Consider the following 22,582-nt stretch of genomic DNA (forward strand, 5'->3'; position numbering starts at 1 on the left):
CCGGTTCCGGGGCAGCCCCTCAGTGATGCGCTACGGGCGCGTCACGCGTCCTTCGTGAGGTTCGGGCCGGCGCCGCCTGCCGCCTGCTCGATCGGGGGGACGTCGGGCAGAGCCGACTTCTCCTCGCCGCGGAAGGTGAACGTCTTGTCGTCACCCTCGCCCTCGGTGCCCACGACCACGATGTGACCGGGCCGCAGCTCGCCGAAGAGGATCTTCTCGGAGAGGACGTCCTCGATCTGCCGCTGGATCGTCCGGCGCAGCGGCCGGGCGCCCATCACGGGGTCGTAGCCCTTCTTCGCGAGCAGCGTCTTGGCCTCGCCGCTGAGCTCGATGCCCATGTCGCGGTCCTTGAGACGCTCGTCGACCTTGGCGATCATGAGGTCGACGATCTGGATGATGTCTTCCTCGGTCAGCTGGTGGAAGACCACCGTGTCGTCGACACGGTTGAGGAACTCCGGCCGGAAGTGCTGCTTGAGCTCTTCGTTGACCTTGACCTTCATCCGCTCGTAGTTCGTCTTGACGTCGCCCTGGGCGGCGAAGCCCAGGTTGAAGCCCTTCGAGATGTCCCGGGTCCCGAGGTTGGTCGTCATGATGATGACCGTGTTCTTGAAGTCCACGACCCGACCCTGGGAGTCGGTCAGGCGACCGTCCTCCAGAATCTGGAGCAGGGAATTGAAGATATCGGGGTGGGCCTTCTCGACCTCGTCGAAGAGGACGACGGAGAACGGCTTGCGGCGCACCTTCTCGGTGAGCTGGCCGCCCTCCTCGTAGCCCACGTAACCGGGGGGCGAACCGAAGAGGCGGGAAACCGTGTGCTTCTCGCTGAACTCCGACATGTCGAGGGAGATCAGCGCGTCCTCGTCACCGAAAAGGAATTCGGCGAGCGTCTTGGAGAGCTCCGTCTTACCGACACCGGACGGGCCGGCGAAGATGAACGAGCCACCGGGGCGCTTCGGGTCCTTCAGACCGGCTCGCGTACGGCGGATCGCCTGCGAAAGGGCCTTGATGGCGTCCTTCTGCCCGATGACGCGCTTGTGGAGCTCGTCCTCCATGCGCAGCAGACGGGAGGACTCCTCCTCCGTCAGCTTGAAGACCGGAATGCCGGTGGCCGTGGCCAGGACTTCGGCGATGAGCTCGCCGTCGACCTCGGCGACGACGTCCATGTCGCCGGCCTTCCATTCCTTCTCGCGCTTGGCCTTCGCCGCCAGCAGCTGCTTCTCCTTGTCGCGGAGGGAAGCCGCCTTCTCGAAGTCCTGGGAGTCGATGGCCGACTCCTTGTCGCGGCGGACGCCCGCGATCTTCTCGTCGAACTCGCGGAGGTCCGGCGGCGCGGTCATCCGGCGGATGCGCATCCGGGAGCCGGCCTCGTCGATCAGGTCGATCGCCTTGTCCGGCAGGAAGCGGTCCGAGATGTACCGGTCGGCCAGGGTCGCGGCCTGGACGAGGGCCTCGTCCGTGATGGAGACCCGGTGGTGGGCCTCGTAGCGGTCGCGCAGACCCTTGAGGATCTCGATGGTGTGCGGCAGCGACGGCTCCGCGACCTGGATCGGCTGGAAGCGGCGCTCAAGGGCCGCGTCCTTCTCCAGGTGCTTGCGGTACTCGTCGAGCGTGGTGGCGCCGATGGTCTGGAGCTCGCCTCGCGCCAGCATGGGCTTGAGGATGCTCGCGGCGTCGATCGCGCCTTCGGCGGCGCCCGCACCGACCAGCGTGTGCAGCTCGTCGATGAACAGGATGATGTCGCCGCGAGTGCGGATCTCCTTGAGAACCTTCTTCAGGCGCTCCTCGAAGTCACCCCGGTACCGCGAACCGGCGACCAGGGCGCCGAGGTCCAGGGTGTAGAGGTGCTTGTCCTTGAGGGTCTCGGGCACCTCGCCCTTGACGATCGCCTGGGCCAGGCCCTCGACGACCGCCGTCTTGCCGACGCCGGGCTCGCCGATGAGCACCGGGTTGTTCTTCGTCCGGCGGGACAGCACCTGCATGACCCGCTCGATCTCCTTCTCGCGCCCGATGACCGGGTCGAGCTTGGACTCACGAGCGGCCTGGGTGAGATTCCGGCCGAACTGGTCGAGCACCAGGGACGTGGAGGGCGTGCCCTCGGCGGGACCGCCGGCGGTGGCCGCCTCCTTGCCGCCCGAGTACCCGGAAAGCAGCTGGATGACCTGCTGCCGGACCCGGTTCAGGTCGGCGCCCAGCTTCACGAGGACCTGGGCGGCGACGCCCTCGCCCTCGCGGATCAGGCCGAGCAGGATGTGCTCGGTGCCGATGTAGTTGTGGCCCAGCTGAAGGGCCTCGCGGAGCGACAGCTCCAGGACCTTCTTGGCTCGCGGGGTGAAGGGGATGTGCCCGGAAGGAGCCTGCTGCCCCTGCCCGATGATCTCCTCCACCTGCTGGCGGACCGCCTCGAGCGAAATCCCGAGGCTCTCCAGGGCCTTAGCGGCGACACCCTCACCCTCGTGGATCAGGCCCAGGAGGATGTGCTCGGTGCCGATGTAGTTGTGGTTGAGCATCCGGGCTTCTTCCTGAGCCAGGACGACAACCCGCCGCGCGCGGTCGGTGAACCTCTCGAACATCGTTAATCGCTCCTCAGAGCGGTCGGTCAGTGAGGGGTCGGTCCCCTCCCAGTCCTTCCGCATGCTAGTCCCGCAGGACGGGACAGCTCATTCCAACTGCCGACATCCGTCCGGATCACCCCGCGCCGGGCGGGGATTCTTACTGCCGAACAGCTGACAACTGCTCCAACCCGATGGTGCGAGACGATGTTCCCGCAGGCCAGGCAGATACCCCTTTCGCCACTACGCCGATGGCGAACGTGAGATGGCCCGGCCGACGTGTCGCCCCTTCCCACTAGGAAAGTCTTACCCGCAATCACTGACAGTCCATGCGGCGCGCCCCGGTTCCCTCAGCTACGGGCGAACACCCTTGCGCCGCTGAACACTCCTGAGCGCCCCCACTTCGGACGCATGAAGTGACGGGATGCGCACAGCGTGTTACGGAAGCTGTGGGGTCGCGTAACCCGGGAGGCCGTTCGGCAGTTCATCGGACATGAATTCCGCCCTCCCGTCCCCCCGTTCGTCGCCCGACGCCGCTCCGGCCTCCGTCGACGCGGCTCTCGCCCTGCGGTACGCGGACGAGCTGGGGTGGGCGACCGGGGGAAGCGCTCCGCTGCGCCTGCTCACCGGGATCGCCTTCGACGTGCTGGAGCTGCCCGCCGAGGCGGGCCGTGCCGTCCTGCGGCGCGGGGTGCGCACCGGCCCCGTCCTGCTGTCCGGGGCCCGGATGGGGCTGCTGGTCGCCGCGGGGGGCGCCGATGAGCTGCCGGGGCTGCTCGACTGGCTGGAGTGGGGGTCCCTCGCCCTGGACCTGACCGCCGCGGGGGCGGGCGGCCGCATCACGGCTCCGCCTCTTCCCGGCGCGCCCGGAGGCTCGCCGGGGGCCGCCGCATGGCTGCGGCCCCCAGAGCCGAGGCGTGCCCCCGGACCGGCGCTGCCGGCGCTCGCGGGCTTCGGGAGCGGGACGGGCGATGCCCCCGATCTCGTACGCCTGGTGGACGCGGCGGCGACCGAATGCCATCGGGTCCGGTTGTCACGCGCCCGTTCCGGGCGGACGACAAGGGAGTCGGCGGATCAGCCGTTGGCCTTCTCGTAAGCCTCACGGATCTCGGCGGGGACACGGCCGCGGTCATTCACGTTGTGGCCGTTCTCCCGGGCCCACCGGCGGATTTCCGCGGTGTCCTTGTTACCGCCGGAGGCGGCACGGCCCTTGCCCCGGCCCGTGGCGGCACGGCCACCGGTACGGCGCCCGCCCTTGGTGTAGGGCTCGAGAAGGCCGCGAAGCTTGTCCGCGTTGGCCGTGGTGAGGTCGATCTCGTACGTCTTGCCGTCAAGGGCGAACGTGACCGTCTCATCGGCCTCGACACCGTCGAGGTCATCGACAAGAAGGACCTGAACCTTCTGTGCCACGGGATTTCCTTTCATCGGAAATGGAGTACGCGGAAAGGAAACCGCTTTTCTCTCGAAAACACAAACCCTCGGGAGAGGTTCAGCGGCCTGAGAAGACGGGAAACGTGCGCGATTCGGACATAGGGTTGCCGTCCTCGCGCATCCGGAGCATCACAGGTGCAGAAGCATCCGGCTGTTGCCCAAGGTGTTCGGCTTCACTCGTTCGAGACCGAGGAACTCCGCGACACCCTCGTCGTAGGAACGCAGCAGCTCACTGTAGACATCGGTGTCGACGGGCGCCTCACCGATCTCCACGAAGCCGTGCTTCGCGAAGAAGTCCACTTCGAAGGTGAGGCAGAAGACCCTTCGGACACCGAGCCAACGGGCGGTCCGCAAGAGCTTGTCGAGTACCTGGTGTCCGACCCCGGCGCCCTTGGCCCCGGGGTCCACGGCGAGGGTCCGGACTTCCGCCAGGTCTTCCCACATGACATGAAGTGCGCCGCAGCCGATGACCCGCGCGTCCTCGTCGCGTTCCGCGACCCAGAACTCCTGGATGTCCTCGTAAAGGGTGACGGTCGCTTTGTCGAGCAGGATGCCTCCGGAGACGTACCCGTCGAGGAGTGCGCGTACGGACGCGACATCGCTCGTCCTGGCCCGTCGTACGGTGATGGCGAGCTTATTTACCGACGGGTCGGTATGAAGTTCGGTATCCGGATCGCTTTGCGGGTGCTCTGAGGACATGCCCCGACGCTATCGCCCGCTCTCCCGGCCCGTGTCATCGGCGGGGTCGTCGGTCCCGGCGGGCCGCCCGGTCGGTTCCGTACGGCCGCCGGCGGCGATTTCGGTGAGATCGGGGGAAACCATGCGAACGGCGTCACGGAGCGCTTCGCGCTGTTCGGGCGACATCATGCCGAAGAACGCGACAAGTGCCGCGGCGGGGTTGTCACTGCGTGACCAGGCGTCGTTCATCAGTGCGGCCGAGTATGCGGCCCTGGTGGAGACGGCCGTATATCGATAGGCGCGGCCGTCCACTTCCCGGCGCACCCAGCCCTTCTGATGGAGATTGTCCATAACGGTCATCACGGTCGTGTAGGCGATGGACCGTTCCTGCTGAAGGTCCTCAAGGACTTCCCGCACCGTGACCGGTCGGTTCCATTGCCAGACGCGCGTCATCACGGCGTCTTCGAGGTCTCCCAATTGGCGGGGCACGCGATCACTTTAGTGCCCTATGTCCCGAATGCTCTGCCATTTACGCAGCAAAAGAGCGCACGGCTCGGACGAGTCGTGCGCTCGGAGTGCGCCCCGGGTGCGTGCGAAATGCGCTCGGGGCGTGGCCGGAGTGCCCTCCGGCGGGGCCGCGGCAGGGGCGGCCCGCTCCCGCGATGTCAGCCGTTCTCCGGATGAGCGGTCTGCTTCGCGGCTTCCGCGCGGGCGAACGCCGCGTCGACCGCGCCGTCCTCCTTGGTCTTGTTCGGACCGCCCTGGCTCTTGACGATGATCACGATCAGGGAGACGAAGAAGACGGCCATCACCACGGGGGGCACGAGCGCGGATACGTAGTCCATGCCGTCCAGAGTAGCGAGCCCCGGACGGCCGGACGCGGCGACCTCCCGGTGGAGGCCGCCGCGTCGCGGACCGGCGGTGAGGGGGCGGGGGTCAGCCGGCCGCCCGTTCCTCGGACGGCGGCGGGGCGGGGCGGCGGCGCGGCGGGAAGACCTCGGACGGCTTGGGCATCGGGCGGTCGCCGGGCTTCTGCGGACGGCCCGGCGCGGCCGGGGCGCCCGGCCGGTCCGCGTCCCGGGCGGCGGCCCGGCCGCCGGGCAGGGCGAGCAGCCGGCCGCGCGGGCCGGGGGCGGCCGCCCCCGCGGTGCGGCCGGCGAGCCGGGCCCGCACCGAGCGCTCGGCGAGCACCTGGCACCGCTCCAGCAGGGCGGCGGCGAGCGGCCCGCCGCGCAGGGCCCGCAGGGCGGCGAGATCGTCCGGCCGGGGGTCGTAACCGGCCGCCAGGGCGTCCTGGAGCAGCTCCAGGTAGCCGGTGGCGGAGCCGGGGAGGGCGTTGCGGTAGCGGGAGAGGTCGGCGAGGAGGAACGCTCGCAGCCGACCCGCCTCGGCGACCGCCTCGTCCACGGAGCCCGCGAGCCGCAGGCAGTCCTGGACGTCCTCGTCGGACAGGGGCATGGGGTGGAGGGCGATGGCGAGGGCACGTCGGAGCACCCGCAGCTCGTCCGCGCTGAACGCCATGCCGCCTCGTGAACCGTAGGGCGTGGGCATAGCGCGACAATACGTGCTAAAGGGACAAAATCCGTTTAACTGGTCGTCGGTGTCGCGGTCGGCCGGCCGCCCCCGGAAGCCGGTCGTTCCCGTGGGTACGCCGGGCCTCCGGGGGCCGTCCGCTACGAGCGGGACATGTTGCGCTCGTACACCAGGCGCAGCCCGATGAGCGTCAGCCAGGGCTCGTGCTCGTCGATGACGGAGGACTCCCCCAACACCATCGGAGCAAGGCCGCCCGTCGCGATCACGGTGACGTCGTCCGGGTCGGCCGCCAGCTCCTTCTTCATCCGGGCCACCACCCCGTCCACCTGGCCCGCGAAGCCGTAGATGATGCCGGACTGCATGGCCTCGACGGTGTTCTTGCCGATGACGCTGCGCGGCCGGGCCAGCTCGATCTTGCGGAGCTGGGCGCCCCGGACGCCGAGCGCCTCCACGGAGATCTCGATGCCGGGGGCGATGACCCCGCCCGTGTACTCGCCGCGCGGGGAGACCGCGTCGAAGGTGGTGGCGGTGCCGAAGTCGACGACGATCGCCGGGCCCCCGTACAGCTCGACGGCGGCGACCGCGTTGATGATGCGGTCCGCGCCGACCTCCTTGGGGTTGTCCATCAGGATCGGCACGCCCGTCTTCACGCCGGGCTCCACCAGGACGGCGGGGACGTCGCCGTAGTAGCGGCGGGTGACCTCGCGCAGTTCGTGCAGGACCGAGGGGACGGTGGCGCAGATCGCGATGCCCTCGATGCCGTCGCCGAGCTCCATGCCGAGCAGCGGGTGCATGCCCATCAGCCCTTGCAGCAGGACGGCCAGCTCGTCGGCCGTGCGGCGGGGGTCGGTGGAGATCCGCCAGTGCTCGACGATCTCCTCGCCGTCGAAGAGGCCGAGGACCGTGTGCGTGTTGCCGACGTCGATGGTGAGCAGCATCAGGCGTCGGCCCCGTCCCCGGCTGAGGGCGAGGCGTCCGCGTCGCGGAAGTCCAGGCCGATGTCGAGGATCGGCGCGGAGTGGGTGAGCGCCCCGACGGCGAGGTAGTCGACGCCCGCGTCGGCGTAGGCGCGGGCCGAGTCGAGGGTGAGGCGGCCGGAGGACTCCAGGATCGCCCGGCCGTCGACCAGGGCGACCGCCTCGGCGGTCTCGGCCGGGGTGAAGTTGTCCAGCAGGATCAGGTCGACGCCCGCGTCCAGCACCTCGCGGACCTGCTCCATCGTGTCGACCTCGACCTCGATGGGCAGGTCGGGGAAGGTGTCGCGGACCCGCTTGAAGGCTTCCGCCACGCCGCCCGCCGCGATCACGTGGTTGTCCTTGACCAGCGCCGCGTCGGAGAGCGACATCCGGTGGTTGACGCCGCCGCCGCAGCGCACGGCGTACTTCTCCAGGGCGCGCAGGCCCGCCGTCGTCTTGCGGGTGTCGCGGACCCTGGCCTTCGAGCCCTCCAGTACGTCCGCCCAGGCGCGGGTGGCGGTCGCGATGCCGGAGAGGCGGCAGAGGAGGTTGAGCGCGCTGCGTTCGCCGGTCAGCAGGTCGCGGGTGCGGGTGGTGACGGTCAGCAGCTTCTGGCCGGGGGCGACCCGGTCGCCGTCCTCGACGTGCCGCTCGACCTCGAACTCCTCGGTGCAGACGATCGACAGGACCGCCTCCGCGACCCGCAGCCCGGCGACCACGCCGGCCTCGCGGGCGGTGAAGTCGCCGGTGGTCACGGCGGACTCGGGGACGGTCGCCACGGTCGTGACGTCCACCCCGCCGTCGAGGTCCTCCTCGATCGCCACATGGGCGACGTCCTCGACCTGGACGGGGTCGAGACCCGCCTGGGCCAGCAGCAGGGCGAGCGCGGGGTCGAGACCGCATTCCAGGGCCTCGGGGTCGAACCCGTCGTCACCGCCGCAGCCGCAGCCGTCGCCGCAGCCGCCCTCGGCCGGTGCGGACGCTGCGGGCGCGCCGACCCGGATCAGCGGGACGTCCACGGGTGTGGGGCGCGGATTCTCTTCGGGCGTGCTCACGGTGACGGCTCCTCGGGGGGTGTGGCGGGTGGTGCGGGTGGAACGTGCGGTGCGGGACCGCTCGCCCGGTGCGGCGGAGCGGGTGCTTCCAGCAGTCCGCTCAATCGGACAGTCTGCTCAATCGGACGGGCGTACGGGCGGGAACGCCGCGGTCTCCGTGCGGTGGACGACCGGGGTGCGGTCCGGCGCGATGCGGACGACCAGGTGGCGGCGGCCGTGGGCGTCGTCGCGGTCGGGGCGGTCCTCGCGCCAGTGGCAGCCCCGGGTCTCCTCGCGGTCCCGGGCGGCGGCGACCAGGACCCGGGAGACCAGCAGCAGGTTGGCGACCTCCCAGGCGTCGACCCCGGGCACGACCGCCTTGGCGCCGGACCCGCCCGCCCCGCCGGCCTCTTCCGCGTCGGCGGCGGCCTCGCGGTGCAGGGCCTCCAGCTCCGCGGCGGCGGCCGCCAGGCTCTCGGCGGAGCGCAGCACCCCGGCGCCCCGGGTCATGGCGCGCTGGATCGCCGTACGGGCCTCGGGGGCCGGCAGCGCGACGGGCTCGCCCGCGTCCGCGACCGCGGCCGGTTCGGTCCGGGGCGGGCGGGTCTCCGCGATGTCGGCGGCGATGCGCTCGGCGAAGACCAGGCCCTCCAGGAGGGAGTTGGACGCGAGCCGGTTGGCCCCGTGCACCCCGGTGCAGGCGACCTCGCCGCAGGCGTACAGACCGGGGACGGTGGTGCGGCCCCGCAGGTCGGTGCGGACGCCCCCGGAGGCGTAGTGCGCGGCCGGGGCGACCGGGACCGGCTCGGTGACCGGGTCGATGCCGTGGGACCGGCAGGCCGCCAGGATCGTCGGGAAGCGCTGCTCCCACATGGCCGCCCCGAAGTGCCGGGCGTCGAGGTACATGTGCTCGGCGCCCTTCTCGTGCATCCGGCGCGTGATGCCCTTGGCGACGATGTCCCGGGGGGCCAGTTCGGCCAGCTCGTGCTGCCCGGTCATGAAGCGGACGCCGTCGGCGTCGACGAGGTGGGCGCCCTCGCCGCGTACGGCCTCGGAGACCAGCGGCTGCTGGCCCTCGGAGTCCGCGCCCAGGAAGAGGACGGTCGGGTGGAACTGGACGAACTCCAGGTCGGAGACCTCCGCCCCGGCCCGCAGCGCGAGCGCCACCCCGTCGCCGGTGGAGACGGAGGGATTGGTCGTGGCGGAGAAGACCTGGCCCATGCCGCCGGTCGCGAGGACCACCGAGGGGGCCCGGACCGCGCCCACGCCGTCGTGCTGGCCCTCGCCCATGACGTGCAGCGAGACGCCCGCCGTACGGCCTTCGGCGTCGGTGAGCAGATCCAGGACGAGGGCGTTCTCGATGGTGTGCAGGGCCGCCTCGCGGACCGCCGCCACCAGAGCGCGGGAGATCTCCGCGCCGGTCGCGTCACCGCCCGCGTGGGCGATGCGGCGGCGGTGGTGGCCGCCCTCGCGGGTCAGCGCGATGTCGCCGCCGTCGGTGGTGTCGAAGTGCGCGCCGGTGTCGATCAGCCGGCGTACGGCGTCGGGGCCCTCGGTGACCAGGGTGCGCACGGCCTCCTCGTCGCAGAGGCCCGCGCCCGCGACGAGGGTGTCGTCGAGGTGCTGCTCGGGGGTGTCGCCCTCGCCGAGCGCGGCGGCGATGCCGCCCTGGGCCCAGCGGGTCGAGCCGTCGTCCAGGCGGGCCTTGGTGACGACGACGGTGTCGAGCCCGGCGGCGGCGCAGCGCAGCGCGGCGGTGAGCCCGGCCACGCCGGAGCCGACCACGACGACGTCCGCGTCGATGGCCCAGCCGGGGGCGGGGGCGGTCAGCCGTATACCGGTCACGTCAGGGCTCCGAAGGTGAGGGGGATGTTGTCGATGAGGCGGGTGTCCCCGACCCGGGCCGCGACGGCGAGGATCGCCTCTCCGCTCTCGCGGTCGTCCGGGATCTCGGTGAAGTCCGCCGGGTCGATCAGGGCCAGGTAGTCCAGGGCGAGGGGCGGCCGGCCCCGGCCGGCGGCCTCGTCCAGGATCAGCCGGGCGGCGGCGCGGACGGCGGCGGGCGCCCCGCCCGGCCGGACCAGCGCCACGGCCTGGGCGTCGGCGGCGGCACGGACCTCGCCGAGCCGGTTGAGTCCGGCGGCCCGGTCGCCGCCGGGGGCGGTGGCCCGGGCCCGCTCGTGCAGGGCCTGCTGGGCGGCGAGCCGGTCGCGGGCCGCGAACAGGGCGCGGGGCAGGGCGAGCGCGGTGCGCCGCTCCTCGGCGGAGAGGAAGCGGTTCCGGCTGGAGAGGGCGAGGCCGTCCGGGTCCCGGACGGTGGGCACACCGGTGATCCGGACGCCGAAGTTCAGGTCGCGGATCATGCGGCGGATCAGGGCGAGCTGCTGGGCGTCCTTCTGCCCGTAGAACGCCTCGTCGGGGCGGGTGAGGTGGAGGAGCTTGGCGACGACGGTGAGCATCCCGTCGAAGTGCCCGGGGCGGGCCGCGCCTTCGAGCCGCTCGCCCATGGGGCCCGCGGTGATCCGGACCTGGGGCTCGCCGCCGGGGTAGACCTCGTCGACGCCGGGGGCGAAGACCGCGTCGGCCCCGGCCGCCCCGGCGATCTCCAGGTCGGCGTCCAGGGTGCGCGGGTAGCGGTCCAGGTCGGCGGCCTCGCCGAACTGCAGCGGGTTGACGAAGACGGTGACCACGACCTGGCCGTCCGCCCCGGCCGCCGCGCGGGCGGCCCGGATCAGGGAGGCGTGGCCCTCGTGGAGCGCGCCCATCGTCATGACGACGGCCCGCTCGGCCCCGGCGGGCCGCGCCAGCGCGTCCAGCTCTGCGGCGGTGCGCAGGAGGGCGGGGGGAGCGGTGGGGACGGCGGGCGTCATCGCGCCCCTCCCGGGGCCGGGCGGTCGGGGGTCGTCGGGTCTGCCGGGGCCGGGCGGTCGTGGGTGACGAGCGCTGCCGGAGCGGTGGGGACGGCGGGCGTCATCGGGTCTCCCCCGGTCCCGGGCCGCCGGGGCGGCGCTCCTGGTCGGCCAGGACCCCGAGCAGGTCCTCGGCCAGCTCCGCCTTGAGCAGGCCGTGGGCGAGCGCCCGGTCGGCCGTGGTGCGGGCCATCGCGACGTATCCGGCGACCGCCTGCGGGGCGTGGGTGCGCAGTTCGCCGATGTGGGCGGCGACCGTGCCCGCGTCCCCCCGGGCGACCGGGCCGGTCAGCGCGGCGTCACCGGAGCGCAGGGCGTTGTCCAGGGCGGCGCCGAGCAGCGGGCCGAGCATCCGGTCGGGGGCGGAGACCCCGGCCTTCGCCAGCAGCTCCATCGACTGGGCGACCAGGGTGACCAGGTGGTTCGCCCCGAGGGCGAGGGCCGCGTGGTAGAGCGGGCGGGACTCCTCGGCGATCCACTCGGGCTCGCCGCCCATCTCGATGACCAGCGCCTCGGCGGCGAGCCGCAGCTCCTCGGGGGCGGTGACGCCGAACGAGCAGCCCGCCAGCCGCTGGACGTCCACGGCGGTCCCGGTGAACGTCATCGCGGGGTGCAGCGCGAGCGGCAGCGCCCCGGCCCGCAGCGCGGGGTCCAGGACGCGTGCCCCGTACCGCCCGGACGTGTGGACGAGCAGCTGGCCCGGCCGTACGGCGCCGGTCTCGGCCAGGCCCTCGACCAGCGTGGGCAGGACGTCGTCGGGGACCGTCAGCAGCACCAGGTCGGCGCGGGCCAGCACCTCGGCCGGCTCCACCAGCGGAACATCGGGGAGCAGGGCCGCGGCGCGGCGGCGGGAGGCGTCGGAGACGCCGGACACGGCGACCGGGCGGTGCCCGGCGAGCTGGAGGGACGCGGCGAGGGCGGGGCCGACCCGGCCCGCGCCGACGACGCCGACCGTGAGCCGGGCGGGGCGGTCCCTCGCGTCGAGGGGTTCCTTTGAAACTGATGCGTTCACGCGGCGATGGCCTTCCGTTCCAGTCCGCGGGGGGTACCGGACGATTTCTCTGCATGCTACGCCAGCGTTTCGGCGGATCTCATCCGCTGCCCACAGCCTGTGGATAACTTTCCGGAACCGTCGGCGCCGGGCGGATCGGCCCGTGCGCACGGGTGGGCGGCGTCGCCCGCTCGCCGGGCGATGATCGTCCCATGGCGACGACGGACGAGCAGGAACGGCGGCGGCGAGGGCTGACCGCGTGGCGGGGATCGAAGGTACTGGCCCGGACGAGTGCGGACCGGACGGTGGGCGAGCGGTTGTCGGCACTCGCCGCCGACGCCTCCTCCGTACACGATCCGGACGACTGGACCGATGTGTACGGGGGCGGGGTCGTCGCGGACCTGGAGCGGCGGGTGGCCGGGCTGCTGGGCATGGAGGCGGCGGCGTTCTTCCCGACCGGGACGATGGCCCAGCAGGTCGCGCTGCGGTGCTGGGCGGGACGTACGGGCGACGCGACCGTGGCGCTGCATCCCCTCTCGCACCCGGAGCTGCACGAGAACGGGGCGCTGGGGGCGGTGAGCGGGCTGCGGACGGTGCGTCCGACGTCGGAGCCGAGGCTGCCGGACGCGGACGAGGTGCGGGGGTTCCCCGAACCGTTCGGGACGCTGATGCTGGAGCTGCCGCTGCGGGACGCCGGGTTCGTCCTGCCGTCGTGGGAGGAGCTGACGGCGGTGGTCGAGGCGGCCCGGGAGCGGGACGCGGTGGTGCACCTGGACGGGGCGCGGCTGTGGGAGTGCGGGCCGCACTTCGGGCGGGAGCCGGCGGAGATCGCCGCGTTGGCGGACAGCGTGTACGTCTCATTCTACAAGTCCCTGGACGGGCTGTCCGGGGCGGCGCTGGCCGGCCCGGAGACGCTGGTGGAGGAGGCCCGGGTGTGGCGCCACCGGTACGGGGGCCAGGTCTTCCAGCAGTTCCCCACCGCGCTCTCGGCGCTGCTGGGCCTGGAGCGGGAGCTGCCGCGCCTGCCGTCGTACGTGGCGCACGCGAAGGTGGTGGCCGGGGCGCTGGCGGAGGGGCTGGCGGCGGCGGGGACGCCCTGGTTCCGGGTGCGTCCGGAACCGCCGCACACGCACCAGTTCCAGGTCTGGCTGCCGTACGGGGCCGAGGCGCTGGACGAGGCGTCGGTGCGGCAGGCCGAGGAGACGGGCGTGGCGCTCTTCCGGCGCTGGTACCCGGGGGCGGCGGGGACGGGGCTGCCGCCGGGGATCTCGTTCACCGAGGTGACGGTGGCGGCGGACGGCCTGGAGTGGACGGCGCGGGACGTACGGGAGGCGGTGGCGGGGTTCGTGCGGTGCCTGGGGCAGCTGGTGCGGTAGCCGGGGCAGGGGGGGGCGGCCTCGACCGAGGCGGGGCCTGCTTGCCGCAGGCCGGTTCCTGACCGGTGGCCGGGCTTCGCCCGGGGCCGGTCGGGCGGTCCGGGGCATGCCGGGCGGCCGTGCCCCGGGCCGGAGGTCCCGGTCCGGGGACGTACCGGCGGCCGTGCCCGGGCCGGGGTTCCGTCCTCAAGCGCCGGGCGAGCCGGGCGGGGCCGGCCGACCGGTCGTGTGTGGCCCGCCGGACGGGCCGGCGCCCCGGCCGGAGCGCCGGGCGACGCACCGGTACAGGGCGCGCAGGACCGCGCCGTCGTGGCGGCCCGGCAGGGGCGGGGGTGCGGGCCGCGACAGCCGGGCCGCGCGGTGGATGTCGAGCAGGTGCTGCTGGAGGGCGCTCATGCGGCTCAGCCTGCGGCGGCCCCGCCGGCCGCCGCCCGTGGGTTGACGAGGTCCGTCAACCGGCCGCCCGCTGATTGACGGGGGCCGTCAAACGGGGCGACGGGCCGGGGACGTTCCCCCACCATGGAGGGGTGAGCGTGCACATAGACATCGCGGGACTCCCCGCCGACCAGGTCGTTTTCGCGACCTCTCCGCTGGCCGAGCTGGGCCTGGCCCTGCACGCGCTCTCCGAGCCCGGGCACCATCCGGGGCTGCACGGCTGGGCCACCGCGACCGCGGCGGCCCTGGAGCCCGACCTCGCGGACCGGATGCTGGAGGCGGAGTTCCTCTGGCGGAACACCTTCTCCGACGTGTTCATGCCGTTCTCCGGGATCCGGGGCGGCGACGGCAGGACCGGGGCCACGCTGGCGGAGGAGCTGGACCTGCTGGACAAGCTGGACGACGAGCGGTTCGTCGCCTCGGCGCTGGAGTTCACCTGCGCCAGCCACTACGGGGCGGGGTCGCCGTCGCCGCTGAACGACGCGTCGATGCGGGACCGCGCCCTGGAGCTGGCCGCCGCGCGCGGACCGCGGCAGATGGACTTCACCCGGCGGCTGCTGGCCGACCCCGCGTCCGTACGCGGCTGGGTGCGGCGCCTGTTCGAGGACTGCGACCAGGCGTTCTTCGCGGACACCTGGCGGCGGGTCTCCGTCCAGCTCGTCGCGGACGCCCGGCACAAGACGGAGCTGCTGCGGCGCAAGGGCCTGGCCCCGGCGGTCGGGGCCGTCTCCGCCGCCGTGACGCTGGACGAGGAGGCGGGCCGGATCACCGTCGACAAGCTGTCCGAGGGCCGGACCTCCGCCGTGGACCCGGTCATCGGCCGGGGCCTGACGCTGATCCCGACCAGCTTCGGCTGGCCGCACCTGATGGTGCTGCACGCCCCGGGCTGGCGACCGGTCATCCACTACCCGGTCCACCTGCCCGACCTGCCGGCGCCCGCCTCCGTGGAACTGCTCCAGCTCCGCCTGGAGGCGCTGGCCCACCCGATGCGGATGCGCATGTGCCGCAACCTGGCCCGCTCCCCGTACACCACGGGCGAACTGGCCGACTCCAACGGCATCACCTCCCCCGAGGTCTCCCGCCATCTCTCGGTGCTCAAGAAGGCCGGCCTGGTCACGACGCGCCGCCGCGGCCGCTACGTCCTGCACCAACTGGACCTCACGGTCGTCGCCCGCCTCGGCAGCGACTTCGTGGAGGGCGTCCTGCGCTGAACGGTCCGGCGGGGAACACACCCCCCGCACAAAGGCCCCGGCCCGGCCTCAGTCGAAGCGGATGTGACGCAGCCCCGTCCAGGTCCGCCGCAGCCGGTGCCGCAGCCGCCCGTCGGTGTCCGGCAGGAGCGTCAGACCCGCGGCCCCGGCCACCAGGTCCGCCACCTGGGACACCGTCACCCGGTCGGTACGGATGTGGTGGGCGAACTCCGGGCCCGCGAGGCGTTCCAGGCAGTCGTCCAGCCGCGCCACGGCGAAGCTCTCCCGCTTGAGCCCGCGTCCGAGGCCCCGCTCCCTCAACCGCCGCAGGACCGTGGCCCGGTCGGCGAGCAGGGCGCTGTGGTGCACGGTGTGCCCGTCCTCGCGCAGCCCTCCGACGATTTCGGCGAAGTACCCGGGGTCGACCAGCGTCATCGGCACGATCACCGGCCCCGGGTGGCGCTCCGAAGCGAGCCCGAGCACCTCGCGGACCCCGGAACGCCAGGACGCCAGGTCCTGGAAGTCACCGCGCAGGGCGGGCGGCAGGGTCCGGTGGAGGCCGAACCCGACGTGCTCGGGGTCGCAGACCACGCTGCCCCGGAGCCGCCGGTGCAGCTCGTACGCCGTCTGGGTCTTCCCGCCCCCGAACGGTCCGTTGATCCACAGCAGGGTGCCCACCGTGCGACCCTCCCCGTTCAGCCGGCCCCGCCGCCGGCCCGCACCAGGCCCGTCTCGTACGCGAGGACGACGACCTGGACACGGTCGCGGAGGTTCAGCTTGGTGAGGATGCGGCCGACGTGCGTCTTGACCGTGGCCTCGGAGAGGACGAGGCGGGAGGCGATCTCCCCGTTGGAGAGGCCCTGGGCGACCAGGAGCATGACCTCCCGCTCGCGTTCGGTGAGCTTGCCGACGTGCTTGTTCCTGGGCTCCTTGTCGCCGCTGGGCAGCATCGGCGAGAAGCGGTCGAGCAGCCGGCGGGTGGTGGACGGGGCGACGACCGCGTCCCCGCTGTGCACCGAGCGGATCGCGGCGAGCAGTTCGGCGGGCGGCACGTCCTTGAGCATGAAGCCGCTGGCCCCCGCCTTCAGCCCGGAGAAGGCGTACTCGTCGAGGTCGAAGGTGGTCAGGATGAGCACCTTCGGCGGGTCCTGCTGCGCGCAGATGCGGCGGGTCGCCTCGACGCCGTCCAGCCGGGGCATGCGGACGTCCATCAGCACCACGTCGACGGGGGTGGACCGCAGCAGCTCGATCGCCTCCGCCCCGTCCCCGGCCTCGGCCACGACCTCCATGTCGGGCTGGGCCGCGAGCACCATCCGGAAACCGGTCCGCAGCAGCACCTGGTCGTCGACGAGCATCACGCGGATGGCCGTGGTCATGGGGATCGTGTCCTGTCCTGGGTCGGGGTGGGGCCGGGGTGGCCGCGTCGGAGTGGGGCCGGGGTGGGTGGCGGTCGAGTCGCGCGGGTGGCGGCCCGGTCAGCTCGGAGGTCTGAGCGGCAGCAGGGCGCTGATCCGGAATCCGCCGCCGGGCCGGGGCCCGGCGTCCAGCGTGCCGCCGACCATGCCGACCCGCTCCCGCATCCCGATCATCCCGTGCCCCGCGCCGTCCGCGCCGCCGTCCTCGTACAGCTCGTGCGCGGCTCCCCGGCCGTCGTCCTCGATCAGCAGGCCGAGGCCGTCGTCGAAGTAGACCAGCCGGACGCTCGCCCCGGCGTCGGGGCCGCCGTGCTTGCGGGTGTTCGTCAGGGCCTCCTGGACGACCCGGTACGCGGTCAGCTCCACGCCGCTGGGCAGCGGGCGGGGCGTGCCCTCGACCTTGAAGTCGACCTCCAGGCCGGTCTGCCGGACCTGTTCGACCAGGTCCTCGATCTGCTCGACGTCGGGCTGGGGGACGTACTCCCCGCTCTCCGGCGCGTCACCGGTCCGCAGCACCCCGAGCAGCCGGCGCATCTCGGCGAGGGCCTGGCGGCCGGTGCTGGAGATGGTCTCCAGGGCCTGCTTGGCCTGGTCGGGGGCGGCGTCCATGACGTACGCGGCGCCGTCGGCCTGGACGACCATCACGGAGACGTTGTGCGCGACGACGTCGTGCAGCTCGCGGGCGATCCGGGCCCGCTCGGCGGCGACCGCGACCTTGGACTGCGCCTCGCGCTCCCGCTCCAGCCGGGCGGCCCGCTCCTCCAACTGGTCGAAGTAGGCGCGCCGGGTCCGCAGCGAGTCCCCGAGGACCCACGCCAGCACGAAGGGCACGGTCATGATGATCGTCACGAAGACCGTCTGCGCCCAGGAGCCGCCGGGCTCGGCCTCCCACCGCAGCTGCGACAGGGCCGCCGCGCTCAGACTGCAGACCAGGGCGAGCCGGGACGCCCACCGCTCCCCGATCGTGGCCACGGTGTACGTGATCACCAGCATCGCGAAGTTCCCGATGCCCGGCCGGACGCCCGCCACGAGCTGGACGAGGCCCACCAGGATGGCGAGCAGCAGCATCTTCTCGGGGACCCGGCGGCGCAGGGCCACCACCGTGGAGAGCGCCAGCGCCACCGGGATCGCGATGATCCGCTCACGCGTCGAGTCGTACATGCCCGAGATCGACGCCATGCCGGAGAGCCCGAGGAGGAAGACGGCCCAGAAGACGTCGACGCCCGTCGGGTGTCTGCGGATGAAGTCGTAGAGGCGCTGCACGTGACCAAGCGTAAGGACCGCCGGTCGGTGCCCGGGTCAGCCGAAGGGCCGATCCGGGTCCGGGGCCCTACTCCCCAAGGTGGAGGCTTGTTCGGCTTCCCGCGGTGGAGAGCCCGGGGCCCGGGACCGTACGCCCCGCCCGCGAGGTTGGCGCCCGGCGCCTTCGGGGCTGGAGACTGGGCCGGGTGACGGATGTGACGGACGAGTGGCGCGGTTGGCGGGAGGCTGCCGAGGCCGCCCTGTACGGGGACGAGGGCTTCTACCGCAGCCCGCTCCGCGGCCCCGAGGGGCCCGCGGGCCATTTCCGTACCTCGGTGCACGCCTCGCCCCTCTTCGCCGCGGCGGTGGTCCGGCTGCTGACCGGAATCGCCCGGGAGCTGGACACCCGCACGATCACACTGGTCGACGTGGGTGCGGGGCGGGGCGAGCTGCTGACCGGAGTGCTGGCCGCGTTGCCGGACGGGCTGGAGGTGACCCCGTACGCCGTCGAGGTCGCCGACCGGCCGCCGGGCCTGGACCCCCGGATCAGGTGGTGCGCCGAACCGCCCGCCGGGATCACCGGGCTGCTGTTCGCCAACGAGTGGCTGGACAACGTGCCGGCGGAGGTGGCGGAGGTGGACGCGGCCGGCGTCCCCCGGTACGTCCAGGTGCGGACCTCGGACGGGGCGGAACGGCTGGGCGCCCCGGTGGCGGGGGCGGACGCGGCCTGGCTGGAGCGCTGGTGGCCGCTGTCCGCGCCGGGCGAGCGGGCGGAGATCGGCCGCCCCCGGGACGCGGCGTGGGCACGGGCGGCGGGGTGCGTCGAGGCGGGTCTCGCGGTGGCCGTGGACTACACCCACGTACGGGACGCCCGGCCGCCCTTCGGAACGCTGACCGGCTTCCGGGGCGGTCGCGAGGTGCGCCCGGTGCCGGACGGCTCCCGCGATCTGACCGCGCACGTGGCGCTGGACGCCTGCGCGGCGGCGGTCGCGGAGGCGGGGACCGGCGCGAGCGCCGAACTGACCGACCAGCGGACCGTGCTGCATCGCCTCGGCGTCGGCGGCGGCCGGCCGCCGCTGAGCCTGGCCGCCACCGATCCGGCGGGGTACGTCACCGCGCTGGCGGCGGCCGGCGAGGCGGCGGAGCTGACCGCGCGCGGCGGCCTCGGCGACTTCGGCTGGCTGCTGCACCGGGTGGGGCTGCCGGCCGCTCCCCCGTGACGCCCGCCCCGGGCATGGTCGGCGCATCCGCCCCGGGCACGGTCCGCGGTCAGGGAATACTGTCCCGCATGACGGAGACGACGATCGGCATCGGCGGAGCGGCGGAGAGCACCGACATGGTGCTGAACATCGGTCCCCAGCACCCCTCGACGCACGGCGTCCTGCGGCTGCGGATCGTGCTGGACGGCGAGCGCGTGCAGCAGGCGGAACCGGTCGTCGGCTACATGCACCGGGGCGCGGAGAAACTGTTCGAGGCGCGCGACTACCGGCAGATCGTCATGCTCGCCAACCGCCACGACTGGCTCTCCGCGTTCTCCAACGAGCTGGGCGTCGTGATGGCCGTCGAGCGCATGCTCGGCATGGAGGTCCCCGAGCGCGCGGTGTGGACGCGGACGCTGCTCGCCGAGCTGAACCGGGTCCTCAACCACCTGATGTTCCTCGGCTCCTACCCCCTCGAACTCGGCGGCATCACGCCGGTCTTCCACGCCTTCCGGGAGCGCGAGGAGCTCCAGGCGGTGATGGAGGAGGTCTCCGGCGGCCGGATGCACTACATGTTCAACCGGGTCGGCGGCCTCAAGGAGGACATCCCGGCGGGCTGGACCGGCCGGGTGCGCGACGCGGTCGCCTCCGTCCGCTCCCGGATGGACGTGTACGAGGACCTCGTCCTCGGCAACGAGATCTTCCGGGGCCGGACGCGGGACGTCGGCGTCCTGTCCGCCGACGCGGTGCACGCGTACGGGGTGTCCGGGCCGATCGCCCGCGCCTCGGGCGTCGACTTCGACCTGCGGCGCGACGAGCCGTACCTCGCGTACGGGGAGCTGCGGGACACCCTGAGGGTCGTCACCCGGACCGAGGGCGACTGCCTGGCCCGTTTCGAGTGCCTGCTGGAGCAGACCCTCAACTCGCTGGACCTGGCCGACGCCTGTCTGGACCGGATGGCCGGCCTGGCGCCCGGCCCGGTCAACCAGCGGCTGCCCAAGGTGCTGAAGGCCCCGGAGGGCCACACCTACGCCTGGACGGAGAACCCGCTCGGCGTCAACGGCTACTACCTGGTGTCCAAGGGCGAGAAGACGCCCTACCGGCTGAAGCTGCGCTCGGCCTCGTTCAACAACATCCAGGCGCTGACCGAACTGCTGCCGGGCACGCTGGTCGCCGACATGGTGGCGATCCTGGGCTCGTTGTTCTTCGTCGTCGGGGACATCGACAAGTAGCCCCGCCGTACGACGCGCCCGGCCGGCCTGCCGAACAGCGGGCCCCGGCCTTACGGCGCGCACAGCGCGCACGGCCGGGGAACGTGTATGTCCGCCAGGTCGTACAGCGTGCACGGCCCTACGACGGGCTCCCGGCCGTACGGACGTGCACGTCCTTCGTCAGGAGACCGCGCCGCGCAGCCGGGCCACGTCGATCGGCTCGGTCTCGTCGTGCGCGGTGAGGTCGATGACCTTGCCGACCGCGCTGTGGTCGACGGCCCCGGTGCGGTGGGCGGCGAGCGCCTCCTCACCGACGACGTCCGCGAGGTCCTCGTGCTGCACGGACTCGATGGCGGCCTTCGCCCGCTGGGCTCCTCGGATGGCCGGAGCGCTTCGGTGGCCGGGGCCGTCCTGAGCGCCCGCACCCTCCGGCCTGTCGCCCGTACCGCCCCGAGGGCCGCCGCCGTCCCGGGCGCCTCCGGAGGACTCGGCGCCCCGGGAGTCGGTTCCCCGGGCGTTCCGGCCGGTGCGGCCGCCCTGGTTGCCGAAGTAGTCGAAGGCGCCCTGCGGCGTCAGGTGGCGGCGGGCCGCGTACGGGACGACCGGCGAGGCCGCCGGGGTCGCGCGCGGCACGGTGGCCGGGGCGAGCGAGGAGGCGGCCGAAGCCTGCGGGCCGGCCGCCCGCGGGGCCGGTGCCTGCGCGTCCGCCGCCTCAGGGGCCTTCGCCGGGGTGCGCGCGGCGAGGGCGCGCCGCTGGACCAACTCGGCCGTGCGGCGGGCCTCCTGCATCTTCGCGTTGCGCGTGAGGTTCATCAGGGCCTCGTCCGCCCGCCGGTACGACTCGGGGGTCGGCGTGGACCGCGCGGGCAGCAACTCCTTGGGCGAGGACGCCTCGATGACGAGCTGCCGGCGGCCCTCCAGCGCGCTGGCCCGCTCGGTCTCGGCGTTGGCGTAGCGGCGCAGCAGCCCGGCGTGCTCCCCGCGCAGCCCCGCCAGCTCCACGCGCTTGCGGCGGAGCTTGGTCTCCAGACGGGTGCGCAGCTCGCGCGACTCCTCCAGGTCCTGCTCCAGCTCGGCTATCCGCTCCTCGGCCCGCCACTCGTCGCTGGCGCGGGCCCGCGTCAGCTCGGCGACCTTCAGCCCCGCCGCCCGGTCCCAGCTCCGCATCAGATACGCGCCGGTGACGGCGGCGGCCGCCACGGCGGCCACCAGGCCGCGCAGGACCAGGGGTTCGGAGAGCAGCCAGGCGCCGGCGGCACCGACGACCGACACACCCGCCACCACGGAGGGCGGCAGGATTCTGTGGAGGGGCGGCGAATGGCGGTGGCGTCCACGTGGCATGGCCTGAAATTTACCGTGTGTACGGTCCTCTTGGGGGGCCGCCCGGAAATCTGTTCCCCGCCGGTTACCTCACGGCCCCCCGAAGTCGCTCCGCCCGGCACTTTTCCCGGGACCGGGCGCTACTTCCCGATCAGGTTCTTCGACTCCAGATACTCCTTGGCGACATCGGCGGGCTTGGCCCGCTCGGCGTCGACCTTCCGGTTCAGCTCGGCGAGGTCCTCGGTGGTGAGCGCGGCGGTGAGCTTGCCCAGCGCGTCGGAGATCTCCGGCGCGCCCGCGTCCTTCGTATTCAGGACCGGAAGGATGTTGTCCGCGTTCTGGAGCTTCTTGTCGTCCTCCAGGAACACCAGCCCGTCCAGCACCGCGTCCGTCGTGGTCGTCAGGACCAACTCGACCTTGCCGTCGCGAACGGCCTGCTTGGACTGCGGGGTGCCGACGCCCTTCGGGTCGATACCGGTGACGTCGATGCCGTACGTGTCCTTGAGACCGGGCGCGCAGAACGGCCGTTCCTCGCACTCGTCGCCCGCCGCGATCTTCACCTTCAGCTTCGACTTCCCGAGATCGGAAAGCGTCTTGAGGTTGTTCTTCTCGGCGAATTCCTCCGAGACCGCGAAGGCGTTCTGGTCCACCGCCTTTCCGGCCGGGAGGACCGTGAGGCCCAGCGGTTCGGCGAGTCGCTTCAACTTGGCGACCGTGGCCTCGGCGTCGGGGGAGGCCACCGGCTCGGAGCGGGCCTTGTCGGCGCCGTTGACCTTGGCGTTGAGGAACTCGGCGATCGTGGCCGCGTACTCCGGTACGACGTCGATCTCGCCCTTCTCCAGCGACGGCTCGTACAGCTCACGGTTCTTCACCGTGGTGACGGAGGTGCTGTATCCGGCGTCGCCCAGCACCTGCGCGTACAGCTCGGCGAGCACCTTGGACTCGGTGAACGAGGCCGATCCGACGACCAGCGCGCCCTTCTTGCCGTCGCCGCCCGAGAAACCCGAACCGCCCTTCTCCTGCTCCAGGCTGTCGCCGCCGCAGGCCGCGAGCGACCCGGTCAGCGCCACCATGCCGATGACCGCTCCGGCTATGCGCGAGGTCCTGCTCATG

The 22,582-nt window shown here is 73.0% G+C and carries 22 protein-coding genes; 5 read left to right on the forward strand and 17 right to left on the reverse strand.

Translation table 11 applies throughout. The features are described from left to right. Positions 1-41: 41 nt before the first annotated feature. Positions 42-2,570, reverse strand: coding sequence for an ATP-dependent Clp protease ATP-binding subunit (locus IF19_RS0115820; protein WP_030120642.1), 2,529 nt, complete (start codon positions 2,568-2,570; stop codon positions 42-44). A 472-nt stretch (positions 2,571-3,042) separates the two neighbouring features. Here IF19_RS0115820 and IF19_RS0115825 point away from each other — a divergent pair, with 472 nt between their 5' ends. Further along, entirely contained in the window at positions 3,043-3,645 is a 603-nt protein-coding gene (locus IF19_RS0115825) for an SCO3374 family protein (protein ID WP_030114538.1), read from the forward strand. Here IF19_RS0115825 and IF19_RS0115830 read toward each other — a convergent pair. The 10 genes from IF19_RS0115830 to IF19_RS0115875 all read right to left on the reverse strand — a co-directional run bounded on the left by IF19_RS0115830 (position 3,624) and on the right by IF19_RS0115875 (position 12,102). Continuing rightward, positions 3,624-3,959 (reverse strand): histone-like nucleoid-structuring protein Lsr2, encoded by a 336-nt coding sequence (locus IF19_RS0115830; RefSeq protein ID WP_030114539.1) that lies wholly within the window; start codon positions 3,957-3,959, stop codon positions 3,624-3,626. The two genes, IF19_RS0115825 and IF19_RS0115830, sit on opposite strands and share 22 nt — an antisense overlap. Positions 3,960-4,109: 150 nt before the next feature. Beyond that, on the reverse strand, positions 4,110-4,679 hold the full coding sequence (locus IF19_RS0115835; protein ID WP_030114540.1) for an amino-acid N-acetyltransferase: 570 nt from the start codon (positions 4,677-4,679) through the stop codon (positions 4,110-4,112). A gap of 9 nt (positions 4,680-4,688) precedes the next feature. Continuing rightward, entirely contained in the window at positions 4,689-5,147 is a 459-nt protein-coding gene (locus IF19_RS0115840) for a BlaI/MecI/CopY family transcriptional regulator (RefSeq protein WP_030114541.1), read from the reverse strand. Positions 5,148-5,323: 176 nt separating this feature from the next. Then, positions 5,324-5,503 (reverse strand): hypothetical protein, encoded by a 180-nt coding sequence (locus IF19_RS0115845; protein WP_030114542.1) that lies wholly within the window; start codon positions 5,501-5,503, stop codon positions 5,324-5,326. 91 nt (positions 5,504-5,594) lie between these two features. Then, entirely contained in the window at positions 5,595-6,179 is a 585-nt protein-coding gene (locus tag IF19_RS0115850; RefSeq protein ID WP_030193992.1) for a hypothetical protein, read from the reverse strand. A 152-nt stretch (positions 6,180-6,331) separates the two neighbouring features. Continuing rightward, entirely contained in the window at positions 6,332-7,129 is a 798-nt protein-coding gene (locus tag IF19_RS0115855; protein ID WP_030114544.1) for a type III pantothenate kinase, read from the reverse strand. After that, positions 7,129-8,166, reverse strand: a complete 1,038-nt coding sequence (nadC, locus tag IF19_RS0115860) for a carboxylating nicotinate-nucleotide diphosphorylase (RefSeq protein ID WP_030114545.1) — start codon at positions 8,164-8,166, stop codon at positions 7,129-7,131. The genes IF19_RS0115855 and nadC overlap by 1 nt, the downstream gene beginning before the upstream one ends. Before the next feature lie 153 nt (positions 8,167-8,319). Beyond that, on the reverse strand, positions 8,320-10,026 hold the full coding sequence (locus tag IF19_RS0115865; RefSeq protein WP_030114546.1) for an L-aspartate oxidase: 1,707 nt from the start codon (positions 10,024-10,026) through the stop codon (positions 8,320-8,322). After that, positions 10,023-11,051 (reverse strand): pantoate--beta-alanine ligase, encoded by a 1,029-nt coding sequence (panC, locus tag IF19_RS0115870; protein WP_030114547.1) that lies wholly within the window; start codon positions 11,049-11,051, stop codon positions 10,023-10,025. The genes IF19_RS0115865 and panC overlap by 4 nt, the downstream gene beginning before the upstream one ends. Positions 11,052-11,151: 100 nt before the next feature. Then, positions 11,152-12,102: a Rossmann-like and DUF2520 domain-containing protein gene (locus tag IF19_RS0115875; RefSeq protein WP_030114548.1), complete on the reverse strand. Its 951-nt coding sequence runs from the start codon at positions 12,100-12,102 to the stop codon at positions 11,152-11,154. Positions 12,103-12,293: 191 nt separating this feature from the next. Between IF19_RS0115875 and IF19_RS0115880 the strand changes: the two genes are divergently transcribed. Further along, positions 12,294-13,457 carry a threonine aldolase family protein gene (locus IF19_RS0115880; protein WP_030114549.1) on the forward strand — a complete coding sequence of 388 codons (1,164 nt, stop codon included), beginning with the start codon at positions 12,294-12,296 and terminating at the stop codon, positions 13,455-13,457. A gap of 186 nt (positions 13,458-13,643) precedes the next feature. On the opposite strand, the gene IF19_RS0115885 is transcribed toward IF19_RS0115880, so the two are convergent. Then, entirely contained in the window at positions 13,644-13,853 is a 210-nt protein-coding gene (locus tag IF19_RS0115885) for a hypothetical protein (RefSeq protein ID WP_030114550.1), read from the reverse strand. A 137-nt stretch (positions 13,854-13,990) separates the two neighbouring features. Between IF19_RS0115885 and IF19_RS0115890 the strand changes: the two genes are divergently transcribed. After that, the gene (locus tag IF19_RS0115890) at positions 13,991-15,103 is read left to right on the forward strand and encodes a DUF5937 family protein (RefSeq protein ID WP_030114551.1); all 1,113 of its coding nucleotides are present in this window, start codon (positions 13,991-13,993) and stop codon (positions 15,101-15,103) included. A gap of 48 nt (positions 15,104-15,151) precedes the next feature. Here the strand turns inward: IF19_RS0115890 and IF19_RS0115895 are convergent, their stop codons facing one another. From IF19_RS0115895 to IF19_RS0115905, 3 genes are all read right to left on the reverse strand, one after another. Then, entirely contained in the window at positions 15,152-15,760 is a 609-nt protein-coding gene (locus tag IF19_RS0115895; protein WP_234307193.1) for an AAA family ATPase, read from the reverse strand. A gap of 17 nt (positions 15,761-15,777) precedes the next feature. After that, positions 15,778-16,458 carry a response regulator transcription factor gene (locus IF19_RS0115900; protein WP_030114553.1) on the reverse strand — a complete coding sequence of 227 codons (681 nt, stop codon included), beginning with the start codon at positions 16,456-16,458 and terminating at the stop codon, positions 15,778-15,780. Positions 16,459-16,557: 99 nt separating this feature from the next. Then, positions 16,558-17,760, reverse strand: a complete 1,203-nt coding sequence (locus IF19_RS0115905; protein ID WP_030114554.1) for a sensor histidine kinase — start codon at positions 17,758-17,760, stop codon at positions 16,558-16,560. A 194-nt stretch (positions 17,761-17,954) separates the two neighbouring features. Here IF19_RS0115905 and IF19_RS0115910 point away from each other — a divergent pair, with 194 nt between their 5' ends. Then, positions 17,955-18,959, forward strand: a complete 1,005-nt coding sequence (locus IF19_RS0115910) for an SAM-dependent methyltransferase (RefSeq protein WP_030277115.1) — start codon at positions 17,955-17,957, stop codon at positions 18,957-18,959. A gap of 68 nt (positions 18,960-19,027) precedes the next feature. Further along, entirely contained in the window at positions 19,028-20,170 is a 1,143-nt protein-coding gene (locus IF19_RS0115915; RefSeq protein WP_030114556.1) for an NADH-quinone oxidoreductase subunit D, read from the forward strand. 159 nt (positions 20,171-20,329) lie between these two features. Here IF19_RS0115915 and IF19_RS0115920 read toward each other — a convergent pair whose 3' ends face one another. Then, a complete protein-coding gene (locus IF19_RS0115920) occupies positions 20,330-21,490 on the reverse strand; it encodes a hypothetical protein (RefSeq protein WP_169749614.1) in 1,161 nt (386 codons plus the stop codon). A gap of 119 nt (positions 21,491-21,609) precedes the next feature. Beyond that, the gene (locus tag IF19_RS0115925; RefSeq protein ID WP_030114558.1) at positions 21,610-22,581 is read right to left on the reverse strand and encodes an ABC transporter substrate-binding protein; all 972 of its coding nucleotides are present in this window, start codon (positions 22,579-22,581) and stop codon (positions 21,610-21,612) included. Position 22,582 lies beyond the last annotated feature (1 nt).

Source organism: Streptomyces californicus (assembly GCF_000717645.1).
Lineage (GTDB): Bacteria > Actinomycetota > Actinomycetes > Streptomycetales > Streptomycetaceae > Streptomyces > Streptomyces californicus.